The sequence below is a fragment of the Luteibacter sp. W1I16 genome (assembly GCF_050434905.1).
Lineage (GTDB): Bacteria > Pseudomonadota > Gammaproteobacteria > Xanthomonadales > Rhodanobacteraceae > Luteibacter.
In genome coordinates, this window is sequence record NZ_JBNDJJ010000001.1 from 2,192,002 (window position 1) to 2,207,298 (window position 15,297).

The following is a 15,297-nucleotide window of genomic DNA, read 5'->3' on the forward strand; positions in this document are numbered from 1 at the left end:
GGTCCGGCCATTAAAGCTGACACCTGCCTCCGGAACGAGACCTTCAGGGCAACGGTTTCCGCTGAACCGTACGGCCCGAAGAATATGGGCATGAGTTCTTCTAGCAAAGGAGGATCGATGCATCCTCGTGCGTCGATCCGGTCAAGGAGATCCATGAATCTCGTGCGTGATACCGCGCTCTCTTCACCCAGGTAGGTCGCCATGAGCACCAGCCTCGTGATCCTATGGGGATAGGCCGCAGCGAGTTCTCCCGCCAGCATTCCCCCAACCGATTGTCCGATCAAGGCGTACTCGTGTAGTTCCAGCTTCTCCATGAGTTCACCCACCTGGTTTGCCAGGCCCGATAGATCGCTCGTCACCTGCGGCAGATGCCCAGAACTGCCGTGGCCCCACAGTTCGGGCACGATCACGCGGTGGTTCGTTTCCATTGCCCGCACTTGCGGCGACCACATGAACGCATTTGCGAGGTAGCTATGCAGAAGGACAACCGCGGGCCCGTTGCCGCGCTCCATGTAATACATGGGTTCTCCCGCGATCCGGATCTTAGGCATGATGGGAGGTGAGAAGCACATGTGCATTGGTACCACCCAGCCCGAACGCGCTGACTCCCATGAAATGCCTGCGCCGGGGATTCAGCGATCTCATCGCTTCCACGAGGCGCACGGGGGAAGACGAGTCGAGGAGATTGGCGGGCGAGTCGGCGTGCGCGCTGGGCGGAATGTGCGCGTAATGGAGCATGAGAGCGACCTTGATCAAACCAGCGATGCCCGAGGCCGCTTCCGTATGCCCGATGAGGCTTTTTACCGAGCCGAGCCAGCACGGGGGATCGCGACCACTGAACACCTGTTGTAACGCCCTTATCTCCATGAGGTCACCTTGGCGGGTGCCGGTGCCATGGCCCTCCACGTAGGCAATCTCTTGGGGCTGCACCCCTGCTCTCGCATAGGTCTGCTGTAGCAACTCCACCTGCGCCTGGACGCTTGGCGCGGTGAATCTGATGGCCTGCCCGCCATGGTTCACACCTGTGGCATTTACGGCGGCATAGCTTCGCCGGCGCCGCCTTGGCAAGTCCTGCTCCCGGCGGAGAAGAAGCACGCCTACTCCCTCGGAGCGCCCGATTCCGTTGGCCTCCCGGCTATAGGAATGGCAACCGCCATCGGCGGCACCGACTCCCGCATCGCGGTAGAACTTTTGCAGCAAGGCGGACAGGATGACGTTGACACCGGCAACCAGGGCGAAATCGCATTCGAATTCGCGCAATGATCGGACGGCCTGGTGCATGGCCACCAGCGACGACGAACATGCGGAATCGATGGTCATGCTGGGCCCACGAAGGTCCAGTTCGTAGGAAAGACGGTTGGCGATCAGGCACAAGCCATTACCTGTGATGTCCTCGGGTAATGTTTGCGCGACATCGCCCCACCTCAGATACGCCAGGTCGTTGGCCATGGCTCCTACGAATACCCCGGTTCGACTACCTCCGACATCGTCCAGGGTAAGCCCCGCATCCTCGAACGCCCTGCATGCGTGCAGGAGAACCAACTTCTGCTGAGGGTCCATCCTGTCGGCTTCGCGCTCCGGCATATTGAAGAAGCGGCGGTCGAAGCGGCCTTCATGTTCGATATATCCGCCGCGCACGGGCAGCATGAGCAGCGCCGCCTGTCGTATGAACTCGCGCCGGTGAGCAGGCGGGTCGCTGATCGCGGAGCGATTGGCATTGACAAGGCGCCAGTACGCGTCGAGACCCTCCGCGCCTGGAAAGTGACAACTCATTCCCGCAATGGCGATCATGGCGTTACATCCTTGTATGACGCGAGCATTTCTTCCTCGCGAGTACGCTACCCACACTATGCATCGGGAACTTCTTATGGGAATACTCCGCTGGTCGTAGGGCTTCCCTAGGTGGATTCGGCTCCCCGGCACCAAGCGGTGACCGGGACAGGCAAATGGATTGATCGTCTTTTCTGGAATCGATATGCGTGGATGCGAGGCACATGACGCGGTTGTCCTGGCGGCCGAGGGGAGCGAACAGCTAGGCACGCCGAAGCAACTGCTGACCATCGGTGGTGAAACGCTCCTCCAACGCGCCGTGCGCATGGCCAAGGCCACCAGACCTACGCATCTGCTGGTGGTGCTCGGCGCGCACGCAGAGCGATTGGCGCCGTTGGTCACGGGTACGGCCATCGTGTTCGACCCTTCGTGGGAGGAAGGCATGGCCTCGTCGCTTCGTCGTGCGGCCGCTGCCTTGAGCGGCCGGTCCTATCCGTTGCTGGTCACCATGGCCGACCAGCCTTGTCTCACCCAGGAACACCTCGACAAGCTGCTCATCGCCTATGACGGTAGCTGCGATGTGGTCTCAGCTTACGGCGACGCCCTCGGCCCGCCGTCCTTGCTTCGCTCGCAGACCGTGGCGCAGATCCATACGCTGCGTGGCGAAGCGGCGTTCCGCCGTCTGTGGACCGCCGGCCACCCCGCTGCCATTCGTCGGGACGCTCTCGCTCGTCGCCTGGACACTCCGGAAGACCTCGCTGGTGCGGTCGGCGCCGGCCTCCTCGACGGCTGACCATATACCGGGAAAAAGAACTAGACGACCGGTCTAATTTGATCTAGAGTAGCTCCCATGAAGTCCAGCGCCCATATCAATGAAGCGACCGACGTTCGCGAGAAGATCCTCGCGACCGGTCAGCGCATCATGGGCGGCAAGGGCTTCTCCGCCGTCGGGCTCAACGAGGTGTTGACCGCGGCCGGCGTGCCGAAGGGGTCGTTCTATCACTACTTCGGGTCGAAGGAGGCGTTCGGCGAGGCACTGCTGGAGGACTACTTCGAAGACTATCTCGCCGACATGGACCGCACCTTGCGTCAGGCGAGCGGGCCGGTGTCTCGCCAGCTGGAGAATTATTTCCAGGCCTGGCAGGACAACCAGTCCTTCCAGGACTGCCAGGGCAAGTGCCTGGCGGTGAAGCTCGGCGCGGAGGTCGCGGATTTGTCCGAAGCCATGCGCGCGTCACTCAACCGAGGCACCGCGGGAATCATCGAGCGCCTTGCCGAGGCGATCGAAGCCGGCGTGGCGGATGGCTCCCTCTCCGTCGACGGTAAGCCTGTGGATGTGGCCCAAAGCCTCTACCAACTGTGGCTGGGCGCCAGTGTCATGGTAAAGATCGTTCGCAACACCGGGCCGTTCCATAAGGCGATGGCCACCACTCGCCAGATCCTCCAGTCCTCGCCCTGAGGTTTTTTTATGCCTTGTCGATAGACGACTGGTCTACTTTTCATACACACATACAGGAGAGCCTCCATGAAAGTCCTCATCGTTTTGACCTCCCACGACGAACTCGGCAACACCGGCCGCAAGACGGGATTCTGGCTCGAAGAACTCGCCGCGCCTTACTACACCTTCAAGGACGCAGGTGCCGAGATCGTCCTCGCCTCGCCCAAGGGTGGCAAACCGCCACTGGACCCGAAGAGCAACGAGCCGTCGTTCCAGACCGATGTCACGCGCCGTTTCGAAGCGGATGCCGCGGCGAACGCGCAGCTCGCCAACACCGTGCGCCTGGACAGCGTGTCACAGGAAGACTTCGACGCCGTGTTCTACCCGGGAGGCCATGGCCCGCTGTGGGACCTCGCCGAAGACAAGCATTCCATCGCCTTGATCGAATCCTTCATCGAGGCAGGGAAGCCTGTCGCGCTGGTCTGTCATGCGCCGGGCGTGCTCCGCCACGTGAAGGCGGCCGATGGCAAGCCGCTGGTCGAGGGCAAACAGGTCGCGGGTTTCACCAACACCGAGGAAGCCGGCGTCGGCTTGACGGACGTCGTGCCCTTCCTGGTCGAGGACGAGCTCAAGGCCAAGGGCGGCCTCTATTCGAAGGGTCCGGACTGGGGCTCCTACGTCGTCACCGACGGCTTGCTGATCACCGGACAGAACCCCGCATCGTCCTCGGAAGCCGCCGCGGTGCTGATGAAGCAGCTATCGGCGTGACTTCCCTTTTCCATGACCGCCTCAGCCCTTCCGTCCGACAAGACGGGTGATCGCCTCGTCCAGGGTGACCCGCCCCTTCCGTGCATGGGTTCCCCGGTCCTTGAAGTCGATCCAACCCTGATTGAAACCGTCGATCATCTGCATGCGCGGCGTTGGGTGACGCATGCCCTGCTGTCGGAAGATGGTTTCCCACTGATCACGTGGAACGACCTGTGCATGGACGCTCCGACCCAAGGCACGGCCGAACGCCGCCGCCATCTGGTGGGGCGTCACGCGCTCGGTGGCTTCCAGTTCGACGATCCGGTGCCCGTCCCAATCTTCCATCAGCAGCGCGGCGGCGGTGCGACCGACGTCCACGGTGGAAATCATCGGCACTCCACGATCGAGTGGCTGAAGGTAAGAATGCAGCACGCCTTCGTCGCGCGCCGACGCGACATCCCACTCCGCGTTCTCGATAAACCAGGCGGCGCGCAGGAACGTGATGGGAAGCGGCACGTCCGCCAAGGCGGCTTCGACCATCCCGAGCGCGTTCAAGAGGTTCGGCTGGGCCGCGTCGGCGCCGATCGTCGACAGCACCACGACCTTGCCCGGTCGCGCCTGGATCAGGGCGCGGCGGACCGCGTCGATACGGGGCTGTAGCTCAGGGAACGTTGGTTCCGAGTCGTAGATTGGCGGGAAAAGGATAAAAGCTCCTTCCACGCCACGCAGTGCCTCGGTGAGAGACTTCGCGTCGTCGAGGTCGGCGAGGGCTACCTCGCAGCCCTTGGCAGCCCAGGGCTGGGCCTTGCTTTCGTCCCGAACGATCGCGCGAATGCCCTTTCCCGCAGCGAGCAAGGTGTTGGCGAGCTCACCGCCGACACGCCCGGTAATGCCTGTAATAGCGAACATAGGTCACCTTTCAATAATCGATTGCGGCTATGGCAAGGCTTGTCTGGGAAGGCCTTGCCGACGATCAACTGTAGCCGCGGCGGACCACCTGTGATTAGATGCAAGTCGGTCAAGCTTTCTTTGCATTTTTTCAAGAGTGCACCCATGCCCATCGACGCGCGCTTGCTTTCGGGTGTGACCATCCTCGCCGCCGTGGTGGAACACGGCAGCTTCACGCGGGCGGCCACGCTTCTGGGCCTCTCCCCTTCGGGGGTGAGCCGGGCCATTTCACGCCTGGAAGCGCGCATGGCTGTCCGGCTTATCGCCCGCTCGACCCGTGCGCTGAAGCTGACGGCGGAGGGGAGCCGCTTGTATGAGATGGCAGCGCCTCATCTGGCGGCTATCGAGGAAGCCGCAACGGCTGCTTCACGCGACGCGTCGGAGGTCACCGGACTACTTCGCGTTAGCGTGGCGGCTGCATTCGCGCGCCATGTCCTGAGCTCGCGATTGCCCGAGTTCGCCCGGCGCTATCCGGCTGTCGACCTTCATATCAGCCAGCATTCGGACACCGGCGACTTGAATGCCGATGGAGTGGATGTCGCCGTTCGATTCGGCGCCCAGCCGTCATCGAGCATGATTTCTCGCCGCCTTCTCGAGACGCGCGTGCTTACGGTGGCATCGCCCGCCTATCTGGAAAAATTTGGACGCCCTGCTCATCCGTCGGAACTAACCAACCACAACTGCCTGCAATTCGTGGATCCCCAGAGCGGCCGCCCCTTCGAATGGGAGTTTCAGCGTGCTGGGGAGACACTTCCCGTCAGCACGGTCGGCAAACAGACTTTCTCCGACGTGGATACGAAGATCGGTGCGTGTTTGGCTGGGGGTGGAGTCACTCAGGCGCTAGCGATCAGTGTGCAAGAAGAACTGCGCCGTGGCACGCTCGTGGACCTTTTTCCTGAATGGCCGGGCGAAACCTTTCCGCTGTACATCGTTTGGCCCTCGAGGAAGTTCACGCCGCTCAAGGTCGAAAAGTTCGTCGAGTTCTGTGTCGAGGCCGCTGAGGAAATCACTTGAAACAAGGAGAACGAACCGTTGTCGACCGAAGACTGGCTGAAACAAGGTATCAGTGCCGCCTGGTGGGTCTTGTTGGCGTGGTGGATATGGGGTTCGAGGGGTAACAAAAGTGCCGCGCGCGGTGAGCCGTGGCATACCCGAATGCTGCTCTATTGGATACCACTGGTGGTGGCGTTCGGGCTACTCGGGCCGGGCGACTGGTTCGGTCACACGTGGTTGCGCGAGGGCATCGTGCCGCATACGGTGCCCGTGTTCGCCGTTTCGCTGGTAATCGTCGTCGTGGGGGTGGGCCTGGCCATCTGGTCGCGCGTACTACTGGGGCGCAACTGGAGCAGCGTCGTCCAAATAAAGCGCGGCCACGAACTTGTGGAGGCTGGGCCGTATCGATACATTCGCCATCCCATCTACACCGGTATCCTGATCGCCTTCATCGGAACCGCAGCGAAGGAAGGCGACGTCCGAGGGATAGTCGCCATCTTGATACTCTTCGCGTCGTTCTGGCGAAAGCTACGGATGGAGGAGCGGATGCTTGGGGAAACATTCGGTGAGACGTACGCCGCGTACAAGAGACGTACGAAGGCATTGATTCCCGGGATTCTTTAAAGCCTCACAGGTTCGCGCTCCATCAGTACAACTCGGTGATGATTGCGATGGTTGGAATCACAATAAAACTCGCAACCAACATGGAACGCTTCCTGGCCAACGTGAATGAGAGACCTGAAAGCCAGAGTGAGGCAACCAGGCACATGACCCCGATCAGCAGAATGATGATCGAGGTATGTCTATGGCTCTCAATGAAAGAACGTGAGGCCATCGGCGCTGGATCGCCAAGCTGAGACATCACGCCGTAGAACGCTAGCAGCCAGCCGAGGGGTGCTAGCGCTAAAGCCACGTTGACTAGCTTAGTCGTGTTGATCACGTTCTCCTTGTTCCCTTGGGACAGCGGCACTACCGACGAGCCGCTGTCCACCTCTGTCCAATAAAAGTGTCACATTACTTGCGCGCGGCGATGATCTCGCTCAGGTAGTCGGAAGTACCTTCGATACGCACCAGGTGCGGGTATTGCAGACCGCCGTGATAGTCCACCGGGATCGTACGGAAACGGCCCTGGTACTTCACCGTCAGCACGATGGGTGTCTTGCTGTCCTTGGCGGCGGTGATCGCGCTGGTCAGGGCATCCTTCGAATAGGTGTTGCCGTCGACGGCGACCACGGTGGCGCCGGTGCTCACGCCCGCCTTGAACGCAGGGCCATCCCAGCGCACATCGTTCACCTTGCCACTGTCGGTCATCGTCAGGCCGATCGACCACGTGAAGTTGAGTAGATGGCGGGAGGATTCGGGCCGTCCGTCCGCTTGCTTCTCGTACTCACTTTCCTTCTCGTCGTAGACCAGCTTCCAGCCCGTGGCGGCGAGGCCGTCCTGAAGTGGCGGATTCAGCGTATTGACGTGCGCGTTCAGGAAGCTTGCCCAGTCGTATTTGGCGACACCATTCAGGGTCGCCACCACGTCGTCGAACGTGTACGTCTTGGGCACGTAACTACCGTTGTCGACACCGAAGAACGCGCGTGCGAAGTCATCGAGCGACTGCTTGTCGTGCGTCAGGTTGCGCAGCTTGGCGTCGACGGCCAACCACATCAGCTGACCGCCGCTGTAGTAATCCTCACTCATCTGCCAGCTTCGGTAAGGCAGGGCCGAGCGCCTCGCGACGGTCGGGTCGTTGGTGGTGTCTTCGAGCGTGCGCCAGTGGAAACCCTCGCGGTTGCGCTCGTAGTTGGCCGCGACCATGGCCAACCCGTCGCGGAACTGTTGCGGCGTCCACATACCGGCGCGTGCGGTCAGCACGAAACCCCAGTATTGGGTCTGGCCCTCGTAGACCCACAGGAGCGAATCGCCCATGGGTACGTTGAAGTTGGGCGTCCACAAGTCAGCCGGGCGACGGAACTTGCCGTTCCACGAATGCGTGTACTCGTGAGCCAACAGGTCGCGCTCCGACGCTGCATCCTTCCACGCCGTGAAGTAGTCGGCACCCAGGCCGTCTTCGCTGGACTGATGGTGTTCCGTACCGTTGCCAGCCAATTGATCCGATAGCGAGAACAAGAAGTCGTAGTGATCGTAATGGTGCGATCCGAAGAGCTTCACCGCCTGTGTCACCAGCGCGCGATGCACCGTGATCTGCTCAGGTGACATCTCAAGGTATTTCGGCTCGTCGGCGACGACGTCCAGATACACCGGCGCCTTGTCCCCCGGATTGAGCGCGACGCGCTTGAAGTACTGGCCTGCGTAGACCGGCGAATCGACCAGGTTCTCCAATGTCACAGGCTTGAAGGTCGTGGTATCGCCCGACTTCGAAGCCGTTTCCAAGGCGGTACCGAGCTGCCAGTCGTGCGGCAACGTCAAGCTGGGCGCAAAGGTGATGCGGCGCGAATAGTAGCCCGCTGGATATAGCGCCACCTTGCTCCATTCCATGGCCATCATGCGGTCGGTGATCTCGAAGTCCGCGCTGTCTTCGCGCTCCGACAGGTACTGGAATTCCGCGTCGATCGTGGAGACATCCGCAGGTACGTCGAGGTGGAATGCGTAGACGTTGTACTCGTCGCGCTTCCATGCGAGTGGCTTGCCATTGGCGCGGAGCTTGAGGCCGGCGAGCATCGCGATCGGGCCGGTCGGTGAGTGATCGCCGGGAATCCACTGCGGGTATAGTAGGGTCAACGCGCCTGCCTTCACCGGAATGGTTTCGTGGACGCGGAAGATGCCCTGTACGGTATCGTTGGCGTCGACATGGATAGTCAACGTTCCGACGTAGGGCGAATCCTGCGGGGGTGGGACTTGATCAGAAACCGGCTGTTGAGCATCGGCCGTGATCGCTGCGAGCGCCATCGACAGGGCTACGACAGGGCGCAATAACTTACGGCTTGTGGTAGCCGGCGAACCAGCAGGAGTGATTGGGTGCATGAAGAACTCGCGGTGAGTGGAGAGGGGCGCCATGCGAACGATGCGTCGCTGCTCATCATAGACCGGCTGAGTAGATTTCATGACGGTGAAGCCGTCCTTGAACATGGCGAGGCGTGCGGTCATCGCGGATGATAATGGGCTCTGAGGTCGCCACCTCGTCAGAACAACTCGCCCTGAGGCGAAACTACCCTAGGCGCCACGAACCCCGACGTATCCAACACCGTATCCCAAGCCCGATCCAACCCCGCCTTCCGCATCGCCACCTGCACCCGCTTGCGGATAATGTCCGCAAACACCCCCTGCCCGCGCATCCGCGTCGCAAAGTTAGAGTCGTAATCCTTCCCACCATTCATCTGCTGGATCAGGCTGATGATATGCGCCGCGCGATCCGGGTAATGCAGTTCCAACCACTCGCGAAAGAGCTGCTTGAGCTCATGCGGCAAGCGCACGCACGTATAACCGATCGAGTTCGCCCCAGCCGTACCCGCCTGTTCGATGATCGCTTCCAGGTCGCGCTCGTTGAGCGCCGGGATGATCGGCGCAACGAGCACACCCACGGGAACACCCGCGTTCGCCAACGTCTCCACCGCCTTCATCCGCCGATGTGGAGCACTCGCACGCGGTTCCAGCTTCGATGCCAGCTTGTTATCCAGCGAGTTGATCGAGAGGAACACCTGCACCAGCTTGCGCTCGGCCATCGGAACGAGGATGTCGAGGTCGCGCTCGATCAACGCGTTCTTCGTGACGATCGTGCACGGATGATTGCACTCGTTGAGCAGCGCCAGCGCGGCGCGAGTGAGACGCCACTTCTTCTCGATCGGCTGATAGGGGTCGGTATTGCTGCCGATGTTGATCGGTTTGCATACATAGCTTCGCTTGGACAATTCCGCGCGGAGGATTTCCTCCAGGTTGGTCTTGGCGAACAGCTTGGTCTCGAAGTCGAGGCCGGGCGAGAGGTTGAGGTAGGCATGCGAGGGACGCGCATAGCAATAGATGCAGCCGTGCTCACAACCCCGATAAGGATTGGTCGCCTGCTCGAAACCGACGTCCGGGGAATCGTTCCGCGTGATGACACTGCGCGCCAGTTCCTCGCGCACTTCCGTGGCGGGCCGGTGCTCGTCTTCCTCGCGGTGCCAACCGTCATCCTCGGCCTGGAAGCGCGTGGTTTCGAAGCGGCCTTCCGGGTTCGAGGCGGCGCCGCGGCCCTTGTGCTGGCGAATCATGGGGATCGGGTCTGACATTGTACAAATGTACGACTCCATCGTCTCAAATGGCGCGATACGGCGGCGGCAATGGTAAGGCCGAGCGTGAATGCGACAAGAAAGCCCCCGCTGGCGGGTGCTCCAATCGACGCCCATCGTCGGCCAACGTGCCCGATGCCCGTCCCCCTTAAGGAGATTCCGCCCATGCTGCACCGCTCGCTACTTCGTTTCGCCACCCTGGCTGCCCTGGCCGCCAGCCCGGCGGCCTTCGCTGCCGACAAGCCCACCGTCGTCCTCGTCCACGGCGCCTTCGCCGATGCCTCGAGCTGGAACGGTGTTGTCGAACAACTGCACAAGGACGGCTACACCGTGGTCGCCGCAGCGAACCCGCTGCGTAGCGTGAAGTCCGACGCCGCCTATATCGCCGACGTCGTGAAGGGCATCAAGTCGCCCGTGGTGCTGGTCGGCCATTCCTACGGTGGCTCGGTGATCACAGAGGCGGCCGAAGGGCAGGACAACGTGAAGGCTCTGGTCTACGTTTCCGCCTTCTCGCCGGAAGTGGGCGAATCCGCCGCGAGTCTCTCGGGCAAGTTCCCCGGCAGCACGCTCGGTCCCGCCCTGGCACCGCCGGTGGATCTGTCGAACGGCGACAAGGATCTCTACGTGCAGCAGGACAAGTTCCCGGCGCAGTTCGCCGGTGACCTCCCGGTGAAGCAGGCCACCGTGATGGCCGCCGAGCAGCGCCCGATCACCGCGTCGGCCTTGAATGAAACCGAAACCGCGGCGGCGTGGAAGCACATCCCGTCGTGGCACATCTACGGCGACTCGGACAAGAACATTCCGCCGGCTTCGATGGCCTTCATGGCCGAGCGCGCGAAGTCGAAGAAGACCGTGGTGGTGAAGGGGGCCTCACACGTCGTGATGATCTCGCACCCGAAGGATGTGGCCAGCCTGATCGAAAAGGCCGCCAAGGGCGACTGAGCGAGACACGCTAGCGTTTCGCGAGGTCCGGTGAGTCATAACTCACCGACTTGAGCCCGTCCACCTGGCGCAACACATCGGCCAGCGCCGCAAGCTGATCGTGGCGGACGGGTTTGGCGAAGAAGATGGTGACGACATCGTCGCCATCTTCTTCGCGACGCAGCACCGTCTTGGTAAACGGCAGGTGCTGTTCGGCGAGCGCCGTTTCGCACGCGGCCAATGCGTTCGTGCCGGTCAGCCTCGCAACCAGACGTGGCCGTCGACCCTTTCTCCCCGTGAAGCGCCGTTCCACCGGTTTCAGCAAGGCGAGGATCACCCAGATGATCGCGGTGGCCATGACGGCCGCCACATAGAGGCCGCTGCCGGCGGCAAGCCCCACCGATGCCACGGCCCACAAGCTCGCGGCCGTCGTGAGGCCACGCACGATCTGGTCCCGTTCCACGAAAAGGATCGTGCCCGCACCAAGGAAGCCGACGCCACTGATGACCTGGGCGGCGATTCGCGAAGGGTCCAGCACCACATGCGGCTCGCTGATGACCTCGGCGAAACCGAAGGCGGACACCACGATGGCCAGCGCGGCTCCCACGCCGACGAGCATGTGCGTGCGCAGCCCGGCGGTCCATTCCAGCCTTCCACGGTTGAGGCCGATGATGCCGCTCAGGACGGCGGCGGTGGCCAGGCGAAGGAAGATGTCGAGGGGGTCGAGGCTCATGAAGCCAGCGTACGGCGCAGCCGATAAAGACGCCGTGACCTGCGGCAGCTATAGATGCCCTGGTGAGCCGACCCTGTCGGCGATGGGTGCTTGCCGTAATCTGGCCCGCTGCCGCGGGATCGCCGACAAGGTCGGCTCCCACAGGTCTGCTCCAAGTCCCACAGAGGTATTCCTAACCGGTCTACTCGATGCTGTGGTGGGAAGCCGCTTCAGCGGCGATGGGGGCTTGCCTCAATCTGGCCCGCTGCCGCGGGATCGCCGACAGGGTCGGCTCCCACCGAAAAAAACCGGCGGCGTTGCGGCCGCCGGCTTGTATCACTTACGACGCAGCGCGGCTCAATGCTCCAGCGGAACATCCTTCGTTTCGCGGACGCAGAACAATCCGATGATGAAAGTCATCAGCGCCACGGCCACCGGATACCAGAGGCCGTAGTAGATATCGCCCTTCCAGGCCACCAGCATGAAGCCGATGGTCGGTACGAATCCGCCGAACCAGCCATTGCCGATGTGGTACGGCAAGCTCATCGACGTGTAGCGGATACGCGTCGGGAACATCTCCACCAGCCATGCGGCGATCGGGCCGTAGACCATCGTCACGTAGAGCACGAGGATCGCCAGCAACAACACCAGCATCGGGTAGTTCGACTGCGCCGGGTCGGCCTTTTCCGGATACCCGGCGGCCTTGACCTGCGCCGCCACCTTCGCGGTGAAATCCTTGCTCTGCGCGGTGAACGCCGCCTTGTCCAGCCCCGTGCCTTCGAACGACTCGATCACTTCGTCGCCGATCTTCACCGTGGCCAGCGTACCCGCCGGCGCTTCCGCGTTGCTATACGGAATGCCCTTCTTCGCGAGAACGCTCTTGGCGACATCGCACGAACTGGTGAAGGTCTTCTTGCCGACCGGATCGAACTGGAAAGTGCACGCGTTCGGATCGGCGGTGACCACCACCGGTGCCGAGGCGGCGGCGGCTTCCACGGCGGGATTGCCGAAGTGGGTGAGGCCCTTGAAGATCGGGAACATCGTCAGCGCGGCGATCAGACAACCGGCCAGCACGATGGTCTTGCGACCGATCTTGTCGGAAAGCCAACCGAAGAACACGAAGAACGGTGTGCCGATGAGCAGCGCGGCGGCGATCAACAGGTTCGCCGTGGTGCCGTCGATCTTCAGGCTCTGGGTCAGGAAGTAGAGCGAATAGAACTGGCCCGTGTACCAGACCACGGCCTGGCCGGCGGTTGCACCGAGCAGGGCGAAGATCACCAGCTTGAGGTTCTTCCACTGGCCGAAAGCCTCCGTGAGCGGCGCCTTCGACTGCTTGCCCTCGGCCTTCATCTGCTTGAATACCGGCGACTCTTGCAACTGCAACCGGATATACACTGACACACCGACCAGCACCGCCGAGATCAGGAACGGGATGCGCCAGCCCCAGGCTTCGAACGCTTCGGTACCCAGGCCAAGACGCGTACCCAGGATCACCAGCAGCGAAAGGAACAAGCCGAAGGTCGCGGTGATCTGGATAAAGCTGGTGTACAGGCCACGCTTGCCCTGTGGCGCATGCTCCGCGACATAGGTGGCCGCGCCACCGTATTCGCCGCCGAGCGCCAGGCCTTGCAGCAGTCTCAACAGGATGAGCAGGACCGGCGCGAGCACACCCATCGTCGAATAGCCGGGTAGCACGCCGACCAGGAAGGTCGAGGTACCCATGATGACGATGGTGATCAGGAACGTGTACTTGCGTCCGATGAGGTCGCCGACACGACCGAACACGATCGCGCCGAACGGGCGCACCGCGAAACCGGCGGCGAAGGCGAGCAGCGCGAAGATGAACTGGCTGGTCTCGTTCAGGCCGGTGAAGAACTGTTTGCCGATGATCGCGGCGAGCGATCCATAAAGGTAGAAGTCATACCATTCGAAAACCGTGCCAAGGCTGGACGCGAAGATCACGCGCTTGTGGCTGGTTCCAATCGTGCCGTCGGCTCGAAGGCCGCCTGCGGTAGTCGCCATATCGGTCTCCAATCAGAACCGGTAGTTGCCGTTGAGGGTGAACTCGTTCGCCGACGTCTTTTGCCTGCCGAGGCCATTGGTCGTGGTCGAATCGAGATTGGAATGGATCCATTCCACGCTGAGGTCGTACGAACCGGCGGTGTATTGCAGGCTGAGTGCCTGCTGGCGGTTCTTCAGCAAGCCGGCGGTGTTCGGCGCGCGCCAGCGCAGCACGTCGCCCTCGTCGGGCTTGCTGGCCGAGGCGAAGCCATAGACGCTCCAGTTCGGGGTGAACTTGTAGCCGACCTGGAGGTAACCGCCCTTGTCCTTGATGTCGCCGAACTGCGACAGGTCGCCGAAGATCTGGCCGATGGCGTTACCCGTATAGAGAGCGCTCTTCACGATGAAGTTGCCCGGCATCCACATGCCGCCCACTTCGAATGCGGTGCTCTTGATGTTGCTCTTGATCGGTGTGACCACCGTGCCGTCCACGCCGTGCAGGTCCATCTTGCTGTAATGGCCGGCGGCGAAGGCCTGCCAGTTGCTGCCCTTCGCCGTGATCCTCGCTTCGACCTGCGGCTTGAAGCCCGCGTTGCCCGCCGTGAGGTAGTTCGTGGTCAGGCCGGGGCCGTTCCAGCTGCCTTCGAGCACGGCGAGGTCGAAGCGCCACTTGGTGCCGGTGGAACCATGATTGAGGTCCTGCATCCAGATGACACCCGGATAACGCCAACCGATGACGCCGGTGCCGTAGCCCAGCGGGAAGGCGATATGCGAGAGGGACTGCGGGATATAGTCGAGCGGGAACATGAGGTCCCACATCTGGCCCACGCGGAAGGTGGTGCCCGTGTTCGCGTTGGTGATGTCCATGTATGCCTGGCGCAGGCGTGGCGTCGGCTGCTGCTGGCTGTAAGGACCGGTGCCGTTGAAGCCGCCGAAGAAGTCCATCTCGATGCGGCCGCCACCGCCCCAGTTCTCGGTGAACTTGGCGCCGGTGAAGTCGAGCCAGAAGCGCGTATTGCGTACGTCCACGCCGCTGAGCGAATCGTTTACCCGGCCGCCCTGGCCAGGGATCGGGTACTCGGCGTTGGCGCCGTTACCGAAGGTGTATCCCTTGCTCTGGGTGAATGCGTTGGCGTTGATGAAGCCGTGCAGCGCCACGGATACGCCGGGCGCCGAGGTGAACGTGGGCTTGGCCGGTACCGCGGCCACGGTCTTCTCGACCTTGGCGACCTTGTCGTCGGTCTGTTGCGCCTGCGTCTGCGCGGCTTGCGCCGTGGCCGTGGCCTGCGTGGTGGCGGCCTTCTGCTCCTGGATCATGGCCTTCAGCTCGGCGAGTTGCTGCTCGAGCTGGTTCACCCTGGACTCGAGTTCCGCTTCGCGGCTCGACGCCTTCTTCGACTTGGACTGGGCGTGGGCCGTGTCCGGCACCGCCGCCATGGGCAGCATCAGGGCACAGGCCACACTCAGGGCGATGGCCTTGCGGCCACCGGAACGGATCGTCTTCATCATGGTCTCCCCAACCATTGGCGAGCTGAGCATGTGACACACCCGGG

14 protein-coding genes and 1 pseudogene are annotated in these 15,297 nt (G+C 62.2%); 6 read left to right on the forward strand and 9 right to left on the reverse strand.

Annotated elements, in window-relative coordinates; translation table 11 throughout:
- Positions 1 to 86 precede the first annotated feature (86 nt).
- Positions 87 to 578 (reverse strand): annotated as a pseudogene (locus QFZ41_RS09755) (alpha/beta fold hydrolase); the annotation flags it as partial.
- The gene (locus QFZ41_RS09760; RefSeq protein WP_429198583.1) at positions 544 to 1,791 is read right to left on the reverse strand and encodes a polyketide synthase; all 1,248 of its coding nucleotides are present in this window, start codon (positions 1,789 to 1,791) and stop codon (positions 544 to 546) included. The pseudogene QFZ41_RS09755 and the gene QFZ41_RS09760, both read right to left, overlap by 35 nt.
- A 184-nt stretch (positions 1,792 to 1,975) precedes the next feature.
- Between QFZ41_RS09760 and QFZ41_RS09765 the strand changes: the two genes are divergently transcribed.
- The 3 genes from QFZ41_RS09765 to QFZ41_RS09775 all read left to right on the forward strand — a co-directional run bounded on the left by QFZ41_RS09765 (position 1,976) and on the right by QFZ41_RS09775 (position 3,976).
- Positions 1,976 to 2,563 (forward strand): nucleotidyltransferase family protein, encoded by a 588-nt coding sequence (locus tag QFZ41_RS09765; protein WP_429198584.1) that lies wholly within the window; start codon positions 1,976 to 1,978, stop codon positions 2,561 to 2,563.
- A gap of 57 nt (positions 2,564 to 2,620) precedes the next feature.
- Positions 2,621 to 3,229: a TetR/AcrR family transcriptional regulator gene (locus QFZ41_RS09770; protein ID WP_429198585.1), complete on the forward strand. Its 609-nt coding sequence runs from the start codon at positions 2,621 to 2,623 to the stop codon at positions 3,227 to 3,229.
- A gap of 66 nt (positions 3,230 to 3,295) precedes the next feature.
- Positions 3,296 to 3,976, forward strand: a complete 681-nt coding sequence (locus tag QFZ41_RS09775; protein ID WP_429198586.1) for a type 1 glutamine amidotransferase domain-containing protein — start codon at positions 3,296 to 3,298, stop codon at positions 3,974 to 3,976.
- Between the two features lie 21 nt (positions 3,977 to 3,997).
- On the opposite strand, the gene QFZ41_RS09780 is transcribed toward QFZ41_RS09775, so the two are convergent.
- Positions 3,998 to 4,864 (reverse strand): NmrA family NAD(P)-binding protein, encoded by an 867-nt coding sequence (locus QFZ41_RS09780; RefSeq protein WP_429198587.1) that lies wholly within the window; start codon positions 4,862 to 4,864, stop codon positions 3,998 to 4,000.
- A 144-nt stretch (positions 4,865 to 5,008) separates the two neighbouring features.
- Between QFZ41_RS09780 and QFZ41_RS09785 the strand changes: the two genes are divergently transcribed.
- Together QFZ41_RS09785 and QFZ41_RS09790 are read left to right on the forward strand one after the other, a co-directional pair.
- The gene (locus QFZ41_RS09785) at positions 5,009 to 5,917 is read left to right on the forward strand and encodes a LysR family transcriptional regulator (protein WP_429198588.1); all 909 of its coding nucleotides are present in this window, start codon (positions 5,009 to 5,011) and stop codon (positions 5,915 to 5,917) included.
- Positions 5,918 to 5,935: 18 nt separating this feature from the next.
- Entirely contained in the window at positions 5,936 to 6,520 is a 585-nt protein-coding gene (locus QFZ41_RS09790) for a methyltransferase family protein (protein WP_429198589.1), read from the forward strand.
- 22 nt (positions 6,521 to 6,542) lie between these two features.
- Here the strand turns inward: QFZ41_RS09790 and QFZ41_RS09795 are convergent, their stop codons facing one another.
- From QFZ41_RS09795 to QFZ41_RS09805, 3 genes are all read right to left on the reverse strand, one after another.
- Positions 6,543 to 6,836 carry a hypothetical protein gene (locus tag QFZ41_RS09795; protein ID WP_429198590.1) on the reverse strand — a complete coding sequence of 98 codons (294 nt, stop codon included), beginning with the start codon at positions 6,834 to 6,836 and terminating at the stop codon, positions 6,543 to 6,545.
- 74 nt (positions 6,837 to 6,910) lie between these two features.
- The gene (locus QFZ41_RS09800) at positions 6,911 to 8,794 is read right to left on the reverse strand and encodes a M61 family metallopeptidase (RefSeq protein WP_429200214.1); all 1,884 of its coding nucleotides are present in this window, start codon (positions 8,792 to 8,794) and stop codon (positions 6,911 to 6,913) included.
- Between the two features lie 233 nt (positions 8,795 to 9,027).
- Positions 9,028 to 10,092, reverse strand: coding sequence for a PA0069 family radical SAM protein (locus tag QFZ41_RS09805; RefSeq protein WP_429198591.1), 1,065 nt, complete (start codon positions 10,090 to 10,092; stop codon positions 9,028 to 9,030).
- A 183-nt stretch (positions 10,093 to 10,275) separates the two neighbouring features.
- Here QFZ41_RS09805 and QFZ41_RS09810 point away from each other — a divergent pair, with 183 nt between their 5' ends.
- Positions 10,276 to 11,052: an alpha/beta fold hydrolase gene (locus tag QFZ41_RS09810; protein ID WP_429198592.1), complete on the forward strand. Its 777-nt coding sequence runs from the start codon at positions 10,276 to 10,278 to the stop codon at positions 11,050 to 11,052.
- Positions 11,053 to 11,062: 10 nt separating this feature from the next.
- Here the strand turns inward: QFZ41_RS09810 and QFZ41_RS09815 are convergent, their stop codons facing one another.
- From QFZ41_RS09815 to QFZ41_RS09825, 3 genes are all read right to left on the reverse strand, one after another.
- Entirely contained in the window at positions 11,063 to 11,764 is a 702-nt protein-coding gene (locus tag QFZ41_RS09815; RefSeq protein WP_429198593.1) for an MgtC/SapB family protein, read from the reverse strand.
- A 336-nt stretch (positions 11,765 to 12,100) separates the two neighbouring features.
- A complete protein-coding gene (locus QFZ41_RS09820) occupies positions 12,101 to 13,765 on the reverse strand; it encodes an MFS transporter (protein ID WP_429198594.1) in 1,665 nt (554 codons plus the stop codon).
- 12 nt (positions 13,766 to 13,777) lie between these two features.
- Entirely contained in the window at positions 13,778 to 15,253 is a 1,476-nt protein-coding gene (locus tag QFZ41_RS09825; RefSeq protein ID WP_429198595.1) for a hypothetical protein, read from the reverse strand.
- Positions 15,254 to 15,297 lie beyond the last annotated feature (44 nt).

Coding starts and splice junctions, on each gene's coding strand:
- QFZ41_RS09760 (WP_429198583.1), bottom strand. CDS start 1,791: ATGATCGCCATTGCGGGAATGAGTTGTCACTTTCCAGGCGCGGAGGGT.
- QFZ41_RS09765 (WP_429198584.1), top strand. CDS start 1,976: ATGCGTGGATGCGAGGCACATGACGCGGTTGTCCTGGCGGCCGAGGGG.
- QFZ41_RS09770 (WP_429198585.1), top strand. CDS start 2,621: ATGAAGTCCAGCGCCCATATCAATGAAGCGACCGACGTTCGCGAGAAG.
- QFZ41_RS09775 (WP_429198586.1), top strand. CDS start 3,296: ATGAAAGTCCTCATCGTTTTGACCTCCCACGACGAACTCGGCAACACC.
- QFZ41_RS09780 (WP_429198587.1), bottom strand. CDS start 4,864: ATGTTCGCTATTACAGGCATTACCGGGCGTGTCGGCGGTGAGCTCGCC.
- QFZ41_RS09785 (WP_429198588.1), top strand. CDS start 5,009: ATGCCCATCGACGCGCGCTTGCTTTCGGGTGTGACCATCCTCGCCGCC.
- QFZ41_RS09800 (WP_429200214.1), bottom strand. CDS start 8,794: ATGGCGCTCGCAGCGATCACGGCCGATGCTCAACAGCCGGTTTCTGAT.
- QFZ41_RS09805 (WP_429198591.1), bottom strand. CDS start 10,092: ATGATTCGCCAGCACAAGGGCCGCGGCGCCGCCTCGAACCCGGAAGGC.
- QFZ41_RS09810 (WP_429198592.1), top strand. CDS start 10,276: ATGCTGCACCGCTCGCTACTTCGTTTCGCCACCCTGGCTGCCCTGGCC.
- QFZ41_RS09815 (WP_429198593.1), bottom strand. CDS start 11,764: ATGAGCCTCGACCCCCTCGACATCTTCCTTCGCCTGGCCACCGCCGCC.
- QFZ41_RS09820 (WP_429198594.1), bottom strand. CDS start 13,765: ATGGCGACTACCGCAGGCGGCCTTCGAGCCGACGGCACGATTGGAACC.
- QFZ41_RS09825 (WP_429198595.1), bottom strand. CDS start 15,253: ATGATGAAGACGATCCGTTCCGGTGGCCGCAAGGCCATCGCCCTGAGT.